Here is a 15,073-nt window from a genome sequence, read left to right as displayed (position 1 = left end):
CGCGCCCGACCGGATTCGGGTCGGAGGGCTGGACCGGGTTCCGGGATCGGCCGTTCCGGACGGTCGGCCGCCGAGTTCTTCGCCGGTCCCGTTCACCACCTGACTTCTGCTGTACTTGTTCTATTAGTATGCGAACATGTTGTTCAGTGTGGTGCCGGAGAGCGGGATGCCGCTGGCCGAGCAGATAGCGGCGAGCGTGCGCCGGGCGTTGGCCGACGGCGCGGTGCGACGCGGTGACCGCCTGCCGGCTGCCCGGGAGCTCGCCGACACGTTGAGCGTGAACATGCACACGGTGCTGCGGGCGTACGCGGCGCTGCGCGACGACGGGCTGATCGAGCTGCGGCGCGGCCGTGGTGCCGTGGTGACCGGCGCGGTGCCCCAGGAGCAGGCGCAGGTGATCGAGGGGGTGCGGCGTCTGGTGGCCGACGCGCGGCGCGCCGGCGTCGGCCCGGACGAACTCGTCGGGATGGTACGCAAGCACTACGCGAAGGAGATGGGCGGATGAGGAGAGCACGGTGGATCGCCGGGATCGGGCTCCTGCCGGGCGTACTGCTCGGCGGCGCCACGGCCACGACGCTCGCCTGGCGGGAACGCCTGCCGGATCGCCTGCCCAACCAGGGCGGCGTCGGCGACCGGCCGGTGCTGACGACGATCCCGGTCGACACCCTGGCCGCGATCCTGATCGGAGTGGCGGTCGTCGCGTGGGTCGCCGGGCTGGTCGCGTTCGTCGCGGCCGGTTGGCTGCCCCGGACACCGCGGCACTGGCTGCGCGCCGGCATCCAGGTCGCGGTCGCCGCCGTCACCGGCGCGGTGCTGACGATCCTGCTGATGGTGCTGAACGCGGCGCTCGACGCGGCCACCGCCGCCGACGTGCACATCTCCTGGGCCTACTTCGCCGCGACCATGGCCGTGCCGGCCGCCGTCGCCGTCGTGTCGGGTCTCGTGGCGCTGCTGCTGGCCGGCCGGGCCCCGACGCGGAACCCTGACGCCGAAGCGCCGACCGGCGTCGTCGCGGCGGCGGAGACCGCTGCGCCCGGCCTTGCGGGCGACGGCGAGCGGCTGCTCTGGTGGGAGTCGCGGTCCCTGCGTCCGGTGGTGTGGGCGGCGGCGTCGCTCGCGATCACCGGGCCGCTGCTCGCCGCCCTGCTGGTGCCCCTCGCGGGCATGCCGGGCTGGGCGGGACTGGCGCCGACCGTGACCGCGCCCATCCTGCTCCCGTTCACCCGTTACCGGCTCGCCATCGACGCGCGCGAGGTCCGCCTCTCCTTCGGCCTGTATCGATGGCGTCTGCCGCTCACCGCCATCGCCTCGGCGGAGGAAGCCCGGTTGGACGCGACGACCTGGATCGCCCGCGGCATGTTGCGCGGCGCGACCGACCCCACGTTGCCGCTGCTCCCCGGCCGGGTGCTGGCCCTGCGGCTGACCGATGGCACCCGACGACTCGTCACCTGCCGGGACGTCCCGACGGCGGTCGAGGCCGTGAACACCCTGCGCGCCCGGGCCGCGTCCGGTTGAGCCACCCGCGGTCGGGACCCCGGTGCCCGCACCGGGGTCCCGACGACCGCCGCGGTCGCCGGCCGTCAGCCGGGCGGTCGACCGCGGCGGTCGGCCTCAGGTGCCGTTGCCGGTCGGCGGGGACGTCGCGGTGACGAGCAGCTCCACCCGCCGGTTCTGCGCCCGGCCGCCCGCGGTGGTGTCGGCGACCTGGGGACGGGTCTCGCCGTACCCCTCGGCGCTGAGCCGGTCGCCGGCGACGCCGTGCCCGATCAGGAATTCGTGCACGGTCCGCGCGCGGGCACGGCTGAGGACGAGGTTGGACTCGGCGGAGCCGGTGGAGTCGGTGTGGCCCTCGATGCGGATCCGGGTGCTCGGGTTGGCCTTGAGGATCCTGGCCACCGTGACGAGGCTGGTGCGGGAGGCGGAGGTGAGTGAGTCGCCGCCGCTGTCGAACGTGAGCCGAGGCAGCTCGCCCAGCCGCCGCCGTACGTCCGGGACCTCGATCCGGTCGTCCACCGCGGCCCCGGTTCGCCGGGCGGCCGTGCGCACCGCGTCCCTGCGCAGCTCGGAGGGGACGGTCCCGGTCAGCGAGAGCGTCCCGCCGCGCAGCTCGATCCGCGCGCCGTCGGCGTCGCGGCCGAACGCGCGGAGCACGTCCGGCAGGCCGGCGAGCGCCGCGTCGCCCACGCTCGGGTCGACCGTCAGGTCGTCGCCGACGGCCTCGGCGCCGCAGACGTCCGCCGCGGCGTCGAGCAGCGCGGTCCGGGAGGACCCGGTGGGCACGGTGCCCCGCAGGGACGCGCTGTCCCGGCCCAGGGCCACCACCACGGCGGGTGGTACGGGGACGGGCGGCGTCTCGGACTCGACGGTCCGAACGCCCTCCAATGCCTGGACGACGTCCCGTGCCCGGTCGGCCTCGACGGCCGACCCCGCCGTCAGTCTCCCGTCGCGCCCGGTGAAGGTGACCCGCACGTCGGAGAGACCCGCCTCGCGCAGCGCCACCGTGGAACGCTCGGTCAGGTCCGCCTCCATCCGGTGCCGGTTCGGTAGTTGCTGGGCCGTGACGAGGACGGCCAGGCCGAGCATCGCCACGATCAGCGCGATGATCGGGCTGGTCCGGCGCTCTCGGCTCGGGAGAGGAGTCTTCGTCATCGGGCCTGCCCCGCCATCCGCGCCTGTGCCGTCGTCTGGGCCTGTGCCGTCGTCTGGGCCTGTGCCGCCGTTTGGGCCTGCGCCGTCGTTTGGACCTGCGCCGCCGTTTGGGCCTGCGCCGCCGGCTCGACGTCCCGGCCCGCCACCAGCCGCTCGGTGAGTTCGAGGAAACCGGCTTCGTCGCCGTCGGCGAGGAGTCGGGCCTGGCGTCCCCACGTGACGAGACTGGGCGCGAAGGTGAGCCCGGCCGCCTCGATGGCCGCCCGCCGGCTGTCGTCGTCGGCGTCGGCGAGCTGGTCGAAGGTGTGGATGCCGGCGGCGCGCAGGGCGGCCGCCATCTTCGGTCCGATGCCCTCGATGCGCTCCAGGTCGTCCTGACCCGTGCGGGCGGGCGCCGCGGGCAGGGGCGCGGGGGCGGCGGTGTCGGTCGAGGGCGGTGCTGATCTCCGGTTGCCCCAGACGAGCCGACCGACGAGCAGCCCCAGCAGGAACGCTGCCAGGATGATGAAGAGCGACTGGTTGATGAACCAGGCCACGCGAGGCCTCCAAGAAGAAACGTACGGGGATGCGATGCCGCAGCTCGGGCGGGGAGGAGACGCCGCCTTCGCGTCGCGAGCCGGCGACCGGCACGGACGTGGCTGCCGGGACCGTTCCGAGCGCGGACCGCGCGACATCCTATGTGGACGGCCGTGGTCGTCCGGAGGTGGTGAAGGGCGGCCGTGGTGACAAGGGCGCCCGCGCCCGGCGATCCCGGCCGCGACAGCCGTAGGAGTGATGTGCGTGAATGTTTCGCCACTCGTCGGATGAACGCCGAGTAGCGGCACCGTAGCGTCGATGCGTTTCGTGCCGGCGTGATCGCCGCACGTGACCGCCGGTCGGCGCCGCGGGAGCTGGGCGGCGGAGGGCTGCGGCGGTCCTGCGACGGCCACCCGGCCCCAACTCCCGAAGGGAGCATCGGTGCCCCGACAACTCTCCCGTGGACGACGCCACGCGGCGTTGCTGCTGTCCACGGCCCTCGTCGCGTCCTTGACCCCGCTGGTCGCCCAACCCGCCTGGGCCGAGCCGGAGGCGGCCGGCCCGGCCGCGCCGGCCTTCCTCACCGGCCCGAACGAGGGCACGCCGATCGAGATCGCGCTGCGGTACCTGCGCGCGCATCCAGCCGAGCACGGCGTACTCGCCGCCGACCTCACCGACCTCGCGGTCGCGTCCAGCTACACCAGCCGGCACAACGGCGTGACCCACGTCAACCTGAGCCAGCGCCACCAGGACCGGGAGATCTTCGGCGCCACCGCGACCGTCAACGTCGCCCGCGACGGCAGCGTCGTCTTCGTCGGCGACACGCTGGTCACCGGGCTCACCGACACCACCGGCGCGGCCGCCCCCCTCGACGCCGTCGAGGCGGTGCGGGCCGCCGCGGACGCCCTCGACCTGGCCGAACCCGCCACCCCGCGGGTGACGAGCCGCAGCTCCGGCCCGGCGCAGCGCACCGTCGTCTCCGGCAGCGGCATCTCCGACCAGCCCATCCCGGCGCGGCTCGGCTGGCAGCCCACCGACAAGGGGCTACGGCTCGCCTGGCAGTTGGTGATCGACGACTCCACCGACGTGCACCTGTGGAACGCCACCGTCGACGCCGCGACCGGCGAGCTGCTCGGCGTCGACGACTGGACGCACCAGGACGCCCCGGCCGACCTCGCCGCCACCCTGGGCCGCCGGGCGGCGCCGCCCCCGGCGATCGCCACCCCGAACGTCCCCACCCGGCGGATCACCCCACCGAACCCGGTCCGCGACGGCTCCAGCTACCGCGTCTTCGAGTTCCCGAAGGGTGACCCGAACGACGGCCCGCAGAGCCTCGTCAGGAACCCGGCCGACGGCGACGCCTCGCCGTACGGGTGGCACGACACCGACGGCGCGCCGGGCGCCGAGCACACCACCACCCGGGGCAACAACGCACACGCCTACACCGATCAGGACGCCAACAACCAGATCGACCCGGGCAGCCCGGCCGACGGTGGCGCCGGCCTCAGCTTCAACTTCCCCGCCGACCTGAACGAGCACCCGCAGACGTACAACGACGCCGCCGTGGTGAACCAGTTCTACTGGTGCAACGTGGTGCACGACCTGACCTACCGGTACGGCTTCGACGAGGCGTCCGGCAACTTCCAGGTCAACAACTACGGGCGGGGCGGCAACGGCGGCGACGACGTGCAGTGCGAGGCGCACGACGGCTCCGGCCAGAACAACGCCAACTTCTCCACCCCGGCCATGGACGGTGGCCGCCCCCGGATGCAGATGTTCCTCTGGCCGGGCAACCAGTTCGGCCTGCCGAACGCCATGACGATCGACGCCGGCCCCGCCGCCGGTACCTACCAGGCGGAGTACGCCCGGTTCACCCCCGCGCCCACCAGCGCCGGGTTCGCCGGCCAGGTGGTGGCGGTGGACGACGGTGTCGACGCGGTCGGGGACGGCTGCACCCCGTACACCCTGCCCGCCGGCGCGATCGCCGTGCTCGACCGGGGCAGCGCCTGCAACTACCACACGCAGGTCGTCAACGCCGAGGCGGCGGGCGCGGTCGCGGTGGTGGTCGTCAACAACGTCGCCGGCGCCCCGGCCGTGATGAACGGCTCCATGGACCCGGCGGTCGGCATCCCCGCCGTCATGGTGAGCCAGGCCGACGGGGTCGCCATCAAGGCCGGTGTGCCGGCCACCGGCCGGGTGCACCGCAACCTGGACCGCCCCGCCATGCGGGACGCCTCGTTCCGCTCGGAGACGATCTTCCACGAGTACGGCCACGGCGTCTCCAACCGGCTGACCGGCGGCCCGACGATCAACTGCCTGACCGGTGAGGAGCAGATGGGCGAGGGCTGGAGCGACTTCCTCGCGATCGCCTCGCTGCTCAACCCCGCCATCGACGACCCGGAGAACGCCCGCGGCTACGGCCAGTACGCCCTGTTCCAGGAGAGCCGGGTGGGCCCGGGGATCCGGCCGCGGCCGTACTCGCGGAACATGGAGATCCAGCCGTTCACCTACGACAGCATCAAGACCGGCGGCTGGCTGGACGGCACCTCGCTGGCCGCGCCGCACGGCATCGGACACGGCTGGGCGGCCGTGCTGTACGACATGACCTGGGACCTCGTCGACCGGCACGGTTTCAACCCGAACGTCTACGAGTCGTGGCGCACCGGCGGCAACAACCTCGCCCTCCAGTTGGTCATCGACGGCCTGAAGCTGCAGGGCTGCGGGCCCGGCTTCGTGACCGGCCGCAACGCCATCATCGCCGCCGACGCCGTGCTCACCGGCGGGGAGAACGCCTGCACCCTCTGGGCGTCCTTCGCCCGGCGTGGCCTCGGCTACAGCGCCGTGCAGGGCACCACCGGACGCAACGACAACAGCGAGGCGTTCGACACCCACCCGTCCTGCCGGGCCGACTTCATCGGCCGGGCCGCGCAGCCGACCCTGAACACCGTCACCGCCGGCAGTGCCGTACCGATGAAGTTCCAGCTGGAGAGGAGGCGCGGCCTGGACATCCTCGCGAGCGGTTCGCCCTACTCGCGGCAGGTCGACTGCGACACCCTGCAGACCGTCGGGCCCGACGGCGCCGTCACCCCGCGACCCCTTCCGGTCGCCGCCCGCAACCCCGGCGGGTCGCGGATGTCGGTGGACGGCAAGGGCCGGTACAACTACCCGTGGAAGACCGACGAGGCGTGGGCGGGCACCTGCCGTGAGTTCGTGCTGACCCTCGACAACGGCTTCCAGCACCGGGCGTACTTCACGTTCCGGGACTGACCGGCACGTTCGAGGTCGGAGGGGGCGTCCCCGGTGGGGGCGCTCCCTCCGCGCGTGACGGCGCCGACACCACCGGCGGTCAGGCCGGCTCCGGCTCGTCGGCCCGTACCACGTGCCCGGTGGGATCGATGCGGAGACGGACCCGGCTGCCGTCGGTGAGGGTCACCGTCAGGTGCACGTACCGACGCAGGTTGTGCGCGACGAGCCGGGCGGTGAGCACCGGGTCGTACGTCTCGGCGGCGAACCCGTCGGGCGGGGTGAGCCCGGCGTCGTGCTCGCGCACCAGGTCGATCAGGGCGGCGGTGCGGTCGCGTACCGCGGCGATCTGCGACGGCGGCGGCGACGCGATGCCGGCCATCTGCCACATGAGCTGGTAGCGAGCCTCGCCGCGCTGCCGCCGCAGCCGCTCGGCCGCCGCGGGATCGCGCGACTCGAGCTGGTCGATCGCCCACTCCTCGACGACCAGGTACCGCTCGTAGACCTGCCGGGAGACGGAGGAGGAGAGGACGACCTGGTCGGTGCGGGCGTGGCCGCGGATGTAGCGGGAGATCTCCTCGGCGACGGTGAGGTGGTCCCCGCCGAGCCGTAGCGCCCCGCTGAACAGTTGGTCGAGGTTGTGGCGCGGGGTGTGCGCGTCGGGCCGGGGCCACTCGCTCGGGTCGCTCGCCGGGCCCGGATCGGCCGAGCCCTCCAACTGCTCCAGCAGGTCCACCACCTCGTACCCGAAGAGCTGGGCGTAGACCGGACCGACGATCGGGTCGCTGACGAACCTGCCGTTGGGAATGGACCCGATGCCCTCCTCGGTGCGCTCCGCCTCGAGATGTCCCTTGAACCGCATCTCGACCGCGTAGAGCCGCCCCTGCTGCTTGAGGTGCTGCTCGTAGCGGTAGTTCACGGTCTGCCCGATGCCGTCCCCGCGCGGCGCGACGCGGGACTGCTCGGTGTTCATCGAACTGCTGTGCGTGTGCGCCGGAGCGGTCGGTGGCGCCGCGTCGTTCACCCCGAGCGGCTGGCCCTGGTTGACCCCGCCCACCAGGGCGCCGCGCAGGTGGCTCCGGTTCGCGCTGACGCTCGTACCGGCCTGGTCCTTGGCGTACCGGCCGGTGCCGCTGCCCTCGATGGGGTAGAGCACCTTGAGGTGGTAGAGGTCGCCCACCAGGTACAGGCTCGCCCGGGTACGGGAGTGGCCGGGCAGGAAGATGTCGTCGGCGAGCTTGTGGCGTCGACCCGCGACCGCCTTGTGCAGGAAGTTGCTGAGGTGGCTCGGCGAGAGCAGCGGTTGCAGGGTGACCGCCGAGCGGAACGTGGCGTCGTTGGCCTCGGTGCCGAACATCCGGCCCAGCAGGTCCCACCCGACGGTGAGCGCGTCGTCGAGGCGGGCGCTGACGATGTACTTGTCGCCCGGCAGCCGGGTGAGCGGCTTCAGGTCGCCCTCGTCGAGGGAGCGCGGCAGGCGACGGGCCTCGGCGATGCTGTGCGGCAGCTTCAGCACCAGCTCGCCGTCGAAGGTACGCCGCACCGGCTCGTTGCGCCCCGTCATGTGCCGGTAGACGTCGGTGAGCAGGTTGTTCACCGGCCGGTTGGGCATGTTGAGGCGGGTGACCTCGACGTCGAACGAGACCCCCGAGCGGGCGAGGTAGTGGGCTACCCAGTCGTACACGGTCTGTTCCTCGGTGCTCTGGTGCGACTGGGTCACGCCGGAGCTGGTGCCGCCGGAGAAGTTGGCGTCGAGGGCGCCGCTGGTGTTCGAGGTGTTCCCCGCGCCGCCGAGCTCGGTCTTGGCCGGCGAGAAGCCGTAGGAGACGCCCTTCGACCGGCCCTCGCTCTGCCCGCTGTGCGCGTGGCTGTAGTTCTCGATGCCGGACCTGTCGACGAAGTCGAAGATCTCCGGGCGGGAGGTCAGCGTCAGATTCAGTTTGATCTCCACCACGTCGGCGAGGAGCGGGCCGACCCGGTTGGCCAGGAGCAGCGTGACGCCGTGCAGCTGCAGGAGGTCCTCGCTCATCGGTTGCAGCCGGGTTCCCGAGAAGAGGCCGTCGATCACGTCGAGGCCACCGACGAGCTGCCCCATCACCACCTTCTCGCCGACGACGCGGCGGTACCACAGCTCCAGACCGCCGCGGTCCGCCTTGTTCGGCGTCCACTGCGTACGGTGGGCACCGAGCAGGCCGGGCGCCGCCTTCTCGATCGCCTCCCGCAGGATCTCGATCGGGCGGATCGTCCGCCGGGCCGGAGCCGGAACGACCGCCGGGGCGCGCGTGTCCGGAGTGGTCCCGGGGGCGGCCGATCCGCCCGCCCCGGCCGGGGCGGGCGGATCGGCCGGGGCGGGCCGGTGGAACGTCAACGAGTCGATGCCGCTGTGCCCCAGGTTGACCGGACCGCCCGGCTCCAGGTAGTCGGGGATGTTCAGCTCGTCGGCGCTGTTCAGCCCGAGCTCCAGCAGACGGTTGCTGAGGGCGTCGTGGCGGGGATCGGTCAGCAGGAGCCGCAACGCCGCCCGCTCCTCCCGGTACGGGTCCGCCGGCAGCCCCTCCGCCTCCCGGTCCATCCGGTCCAGGACGGCGCCCACCACCCGCGCGCTCAGTTGGAGCCGCTCCTCGGGATCCCCGTTTCCGTCCCTCCACCGCCGCAGCGCGTCCATCAGCTGGTCGTGGTCGACGGGCACGCGCCCCTCGCCGTACCGGGCGAGCGCCACCGGCTCCGGCAGCAGGTAGACCATCGGACGCGGGCCCACGTGCTCCGGGTCGGGCCGGTCCACCCCCGTGGGCCGGAACTTCCCGTGCGCCTCGCGGACCCCGCTCACCGTCAGGTCGACGGTGCTCGTGAAGGCGTACGCCCGGTGGAAGCTCAGCTCCAGGATCTCCTTGCCGCCGGTGCGCGACATCGACGTCGACTTGTTCCAGCCGAACCTGAACCAGGCGGAGCTCTGGCCCGCGATCGAGGCGAGGTTGTCGACGTCGGAGAGCGGGACCTTGAGCTTGTCGTCGCCCGAGAACTTGATCCCGTGGCCGCTGCTGCGCGAGTGGGAGGTCTGGTTGAGGAAGAGCTTGATCAGACCGGCGACGAACTTGTCGGGCGTGGCGCCGACGAAGGCGCTGGCGCCGAGCTCGCCGTGCACCCCGAGCGCACCCTGCTTGTGGCCGAGGAACCCGGACTTGAAGAAGTTCTCGGAGCCGTACTCGTCGGCCAGGATCTCCTTCAGGTACGACCGCACGGACACCGTGCTGACGAAGTTCGCCACGTCCTCGTCACCCGGCCGGCCCGGACCGGTCAGCGTGGGCTGGAGGTTCCGGGCCGCCGGGAGCAGACCTGTCGCGTCCAGGTAGTAGACGACCGCGTGCTCCATCACGCTCGGGTCGGTGGGCTCGCCCGTCGGCGCCGTGTCCAGGCGCTGCGTGTTGATCGTGGGAATCAGATGCACCGTGGAGGTGCCCGCGACCTCACCGCTGTTCCAGGTGCGCCCACCACCGCGGAACCGGCGCGCCGCGCCGTCCGGCCGGCGCCGGCGGGTCCAGTGGCCGTACTCGACGCGGGCCCGGAACCGGCTCGGCAGCCGGAACTCGTTCGAGGCGCCCGGATACTCCAGCAACTGGGGCTCGTTGAGCACCCGACCGGCGGTCTGCGACGCGCCCTTCGTGTAGGCGTACTCCAGCCCGATGCCCCAGGTCTGCATCAGCCGCACGCCTGCCGAGAAGCGGGGGCCGACGGAGAGCGTCCGCGACCCGCTCGCGGAGTACGAGCCGGCGCTGCCGCCGATCGACAGGTTCACGAGGTGGTACTCACTGGTCTGACGCTGAAGGTGGGCGGAGTTGTTGTTCTCGCCGCGCCGGCCCAGCTCGGCGGGGTCCTGGATCGCCTCCACCGTCACTCGGGCCTGCCGCAGCCGCCCCTCCTTCGGGTCGCCGCGCAGCGTGAAGGAGAACCCGTCCTGGTGGAGCTGGTCGTAGTAGGCGGAGAAGGCGTTGCTGGAGACGAACTTGTTGACGTCGGAGAGGTTCGCGAACCGGCTGTTGTGGCCGATGTGCACATCCGTGCCGAGCTTCGTCCGCGCGGCGAACGGGTGCCGCGCGCGGTGCGGGACGTACCCGGTGCGGCGCAGTTCGGCCAGGATCTGCTGCCGCAGCCGCATGGCCACGTGGTCGTCGACCTTGGCCAGCCCCATGCCGATGCCGCGGCCCCGCGCCACGTGGTGCGGCAGGATCGCGTCGTGCAGCTCCCTCGCCGGCGTGCTGCCGTCGTCGATCAGCCCCGGGGCGTAGGGGACGGTCGACGTCCCGGCCGGCAGCGGCTGACGGAAGGACGTGACGTCGACCGGGAACCCGTGCGCGAACGCGTCCGGCTCCGGAAGGCGCAGCAGTGCCGTCCCGGTGACACCGGCGATAGGCCGCGGCTCCGCGTCGGGACGGCTCGTCGTGGACAGGGTGGCCGAGTGCCGCAGCGAGGCCCGGTAACCGGCGGTCCGGCCGGTGTACCGCGAGACGTGCACCCAGATGCCGGTACGTCCGGCGTTGATCGCGTCCTGGTTGGTCCAGCTCCAGCCGAAGCCGACGTTCGGCCCCAGCACCAGTCCCGGCGCGGGTACGAAGTTGAGCTCGCCGTTGACCCGCAGCTCGCTCTGGTTCGCCAGCGCCGAACTCCCGCTGTGCGCGATGATCGCGGTGCTGACCCGCTCGATGTGCGACTTGGCGCTGGTGGCGCCCTGGCGCTCCACCGCGCCCGGGATCCGGCTGGTGTGCACGTTCACCTGGGCGACCACGTCGCCGTGCTTGTCGTGCAGCGTGATCGGGTAGCCCTCTTCCCGGTCGTTGACCGCCGCGTCGAGGTTGATGCCCAGCTTCCAGAGGGTCTGCCGCAGCTCGCGGCGCTCCGGGCCGTCCGCGGCGAGCTCCAGGCCCATGTCCCGCAACCCGTCCACGATCTGGTGGTAGAGCTCGGGCAGGCCGGTGAGCCCGGTGGCGTGGTAGGTGTCCGGGAGCCGCCGCTGCCGAGCCTCGAACTCCGCCCGCAGCCGCGGGTCGGCGGGTGGCGCCGCCGTCACCTGCGGCTTGCCGTCCTCCAGGTAGTGGTCGGGGATCCACACCTCCAGGGACTCCTGGCCGGTCGGATGCTCGTCCGCGCTGGACCACTCCAGCGGGGTCTCCGCCCAGGTCGGCGAGGTGTGTTCGCGCCCCCGCAGCGTCCACTCCGAGGTGTCGGTGCGGACCCGCAGCGTCCAGTTCGGGGTGTAGGAGACCAGCGTCGAGTCGATCCGGTTGTCCTCCACCCGGCCCGACTCGGCGTCCTTGACGTTGGTCGTGCTGCGGTCGACCTTGTTCGCCGTGCCGGCGACGTTCACCCCGAACCGGACCACCTGGAGCAGCCCCGGCGCGATGCCGACGCCCATCCCGAACCCGAAGCCGGCGCGCAGCGCGCCCGCCTGCCCCGTGTTGGTGTGCGAGGTCCCGCCCGTGTTGAAGCCACCGGTGGTCGCCTGGTTCGCGTGGTAGATCTTGTTCCGGTCGAACGGAACGCTGCGCCCCTTGCCCTTCTCGTCCGCGCCGGTCGAGCCGTCGTCCGCCGCGTCCCAGTCGTCGATCGGGGGCCGCCCCGGATGCGCGTACGCGGGATCGGGCGCGAGCGCGGGGTCGGTCGGGTCGAGCCGGACCAGCACCTCGACCGGGCCGATCTGCACGAGGTGGCCGCCGCCGACGAGTTCCCGGTAGTTGCTGAGCAGGCGGGGCCCGAGCACCGTGCGCTCGTTCTCCGGCACCTGCACGCCGCGGGCCCGTACGGCCGCCACGATCCGGTCGACCACCTCGTCGAGGTGGGGCAGGGTCCGGTGCGGGATGCCGATGGTGTGCACGATCGAGTCCGGCGTCGGCGGGCGTACCGTCGCCGCCGCCGGCTCGCTGCCGGAGGCCTCCGGCGAGCCCGCCTCCCGCTTCGGCGCCGCGTCCACGGGATCGCCCTCGACGCCGGCGGGCCGGCGGATCGCGTCGTGTCGATCGGGCACCGGCACGGTGGGCATCACGTGGCCGTCGGCCGTCACCACCAGACGTAGCACCGGCGCGTCGGTCAGATCGAGGGCGGCGGTGCGGTTGCGCGGCACGACCTGGACCCCGTCGGGGTGGACTAGCTCCACCCGCACCCCGAGAAGCTGGGCGAGGACCCGCGCGATCCGCCCGGGCGTCTGTGCGGGCAGCGGCGCGCCCGGCGTGGTGAGGCTCGTGATCCACTGGAGGACGTTGTCGCGTCGTGCCCCGAGGACCTGCGGCGAGAGGCCCAGCAGGGGAGCGGCGGCGCCGCCGGTGGCCGCCAGGTCGGCCTGCAGCAGCGTGGCGAAGGCGTGGCGCAGCGCGGGCGCGGTCCACCCGGCGAGCCCGGCGAGCCCCGGCTGGCCGTGCGCCGCGGCCTGCAGCAGCGCCTCGAACAGCGCGTCGGAGCCGGGAGCGGTCCACACCGCGCCGACGCCGGCCTCGGTCAGCCGGGCGGCCTGGAACCCGGTCAGCCGGTTCACCGTCGTCGAATCCGGTGGCAACACGTTCCAGCTCGCCGGGTCCGGCGCGGGGGGCGTCGGGGCGGCCGCCGCGGCGGCCCGGGTCCGGCGTAGCAGGTCGGCGAGGTTGTCGCCGGTCGCCGTGGCGGTTCCGGCGAGCGCGTCCGGCAGGGATTCGGCGGCCGTGTCGGGTGCCGGGAGCGGCACCTCGGCACCGTCGCCGAGCACGCTCTGCAGGAACAGGTGCAGGACGCTGAAGGATGCGACGTCGCTGGGCAGATGCCCGGCCGCGCCGGCGTCCTGGGTGACCAGGACCTGGTCGGCGTCGGCCCGCAGCAGTGCCGGCGCGGCGGTGCGGGGGGTGGTGGCGAGCAGCTCGCCGTCGTCGGTGGCGACCAGGAGGACGGCCCCCCGCCCCTGGTCGGTGGGGCCGGTGAGGATCGTCTCCCCGTTGGGGAAGACCATCGCGATCGGGCGCTCGATCAGGTTGGCGGTGAGGGTGAGCATCGCCTGGAGGTTGCCGTCCGCCCCCTCGTCGAGGTTCAGCGCGGCGAGGATCGCCGCCGGCACCCGATCCTGCGGCATGCCGTCGGCGATCCAGGTGGTCACCTCGCGGACGGTCGCCTCGTCGGTGTGGTCGAGGCCGATGCGCGGGCCCGGGGTGTCGTCGCCCCGCAGCTCCGCCAGGATCATTCCCGCGATGGTGGCCGGCCACGCGTCGGGCGGTTGGCGGGTGAGCAGGTCGCCGCCGGGCAGTTGGTAGTGGGTGAGCGTGGCGGCGATCGCGGCGTAGAGGCTGCTCTCCTGGGCCACCACCGCGCGCAGCCCGAAGCGGTCGAGAACGTCCGCGGTGGGCCGCGCGAGGGCCCCGGGCCGGGTGGCCCAGGAGAGATCGTCGGTCACCGGAGGCGCGGCTTCGCCGGTCAGGGCGGGCAGCGCGTTCGCCCGGAACGCCAGGTAGGCGTGGAGCGCGCCGTCGGCGTCGGCGGAGGTGAGCGCGCTGCCGGGCGGCGACGTCGACGTCCCGGAACCTGTGGCGTCCGCCGGACGCTGCGCGGAGCCGCCCGGGCGCGAGGAGCCGGGCCGGGTCGGACGCGCCGTCGCCCGGGGGGTGCGCGGCGCCCCGGCGCGCGAGCCGGTGGTGCCGCGCGCGGTGACCTGCCGCGCCCGGCGGCCCCGACGGCGTCCGCCCGCCGGCGAGTCCGAGCGGGCCCGGGACGGCTCCGGCGAGACTCCCTCCTCCGGGGTCCAGGGGTCCCAACGCTGGTCGCCCCGCCCGTCCCGGGCGGTCGTGCCGGCGCCGCCGCCGCGGCCGTTCTCGCCCGCCGGCACGCCGACCCAGATCCGTGCCCAGTCCCGAGCCGGACCGCGGCCGAGCGGCCCGGCGCCCGGCAGCGGCGCGGTCGTGACGCGACTGGTGAACTCGACGGCGTCGTCCGCACCGCCGTGCCTCGCCAGCAGCTCCCGGAGGGTCGCGGTGAGCCGGGCCGCCCGGGAGTCGGCGATCCGCCGACCGGGCCCCCGGCGGGTGCCGTCCGCGCCGGGCCGCGCGGGCAGCAGCTGTTCGACGAGCCGGTCGACGAGCCGGGTGCTCTGGCCCGGGCCGACCTCCACGTGCAGGCGCAGCGGCGGCAGTCCCCCGGCGGTTCGCCTCGCCGACTCGGCCGCGATCGAGCGGACGTAGGCGTCCAGCTGGGCCCGGTTCGCCCAGGGGACCTCGATCGCTCCCGGGTCGAAGACGAAGGTGCTGTCGAGATCACGCCGGAAAGGCGGCGCGGGCAGCGGCGCGGGCCCCTCCCGCAGGAACCGGCCGATCAGGTCGCCCGCCAGCCGCTCGGTCTCGTGCCGCTCCAAGTGGTCGTTCGTCCGGAGCAGGTCCACCACGCGGTCGACGAGCTCGGCGCGGTGCACGGGCGCGAGCGTGTCGACGGTGGCGCGGACGCCCGGTTGCCGCTGCCGTTCCGCGATCACCTCGTCCGCCCACCGCCGGTACGTGCGCAGGTCCGCCGCGGACATGCTCGCCAGCCGCTGCCGCACCTGCCACGGCTGGCTCGTCGTCGCGTTCAGCGGCGTCACCGGTCCGGGGTCGGTCCGGGTACGCCGCGTGGGCTCCAGGGTGGTGAGCGCGGGGGTGTGGGCGCGCCGGTCCGGCACGTGCCGGGGGCC

6 protein-coding genes are annotated in these 15,073 nt (G+C 73.7%); 3 read left to right on the top strand and 3 right to left on the bottom strand.

Features of this window, described 5'->3' with window-relative positions; genetic code table 11:
- Positions 1-136 precede the first annotated feature (136 nt).
- Positions 137-505: a GntR family transcriptional regulator gene (locus E1211_RS09080; protein WP_132347378.1), complete on the top strand. Its 369-nt coding sequence runs from the start codon at positions 137-139 to the stop codon at positions 503-505.
- Positions 502-1,515: a hypothetical protein gene (locus tag E1211_RS09075; protein WP_132347376.1), complete on the top strand. Its 1,014-nt coding sequence runs from the start codon at positions 502-504 to the stop codon at positions 1,513-1,515. The genes E1211_RS09080 and E1211_RS09075 overlap by 4 nt, the downstream gene beginning before the upstream one ends.
- Positions 1,516-1,611: 96 nt before the next feature.
- Here E1211_RS09075 and E1211_RS09070 read toward each other — a convergent pair whose 3' ends face one another.
- A complete protein-coding gene (locus tag E1211_RS09070) occupies positions 1,612-2,649 on the bottom strand; it encodes an OmpA family protein (RefSeq protein WP_132347374.1) in 1,038 nt (345 codons plus the stop codon).
- Entirely contained in the window at positions 2,646-3,185 is a 540-nt protein-coding gene (locus tag E1211_RS09065) for a helix-hairpin-helix domain-containing protein (RefSeq protein ID WP_243709450.1), read from the bottom strand. The genes E1211_RS09070 and E1211_RS09065 overlap by 4 nt, the downstream gene beginning before the upstream one ends.
- Before the next feature lie 421 nt (positions 3,186-3,606).
- On the opposite strand from E1211_RS09065, the gene E1211_RS09060 reads away from it, so the two are divergent.
- Complete coding sequence (locus E1211_RS09060; RefSeq protein ID WP_243709449.1) at positions 3,607-6,432, top strand: M36 family metallopeptidase; 2,826 nt, start codon at positions 3,607-3,609, stop codon at positions 6,430-6,432.
- A 79-nt stretch (positions 6,433-6,511) separates the two neighbouring features.
- Here the strand turns inward: E1211_RS09060 and E1211_RS32415 are convergent, their stop codons facing one another.
- Complete coding sequence (locus E1211_RS32415; protein WP_207915312.1) at positions 6,512-15,061, bottom strand: hypothetical protein; 8,550 nt, start codon at positions 15,059-15,061, stop codon at positions 6,512-6,514.
- Between the last annotated feature and the right edge of the window lie 12 nt (positions 15,062-15,073).

The sequence above is a fragment of the Micromonospora sp. 15K316 genome (assembly GCF_004348525.1).
Taxonomy (GTDB): Bacteria; Actinomycetota; Actinomycetes; order Mycobacteriales; family Micromonosporaceae; genus Micromonospora.
The sequence above is the reverse complement of the archived record's forward strand: the minus strand, read 5'-3'. Positions and strand labels throughout refer to the sequence as shown.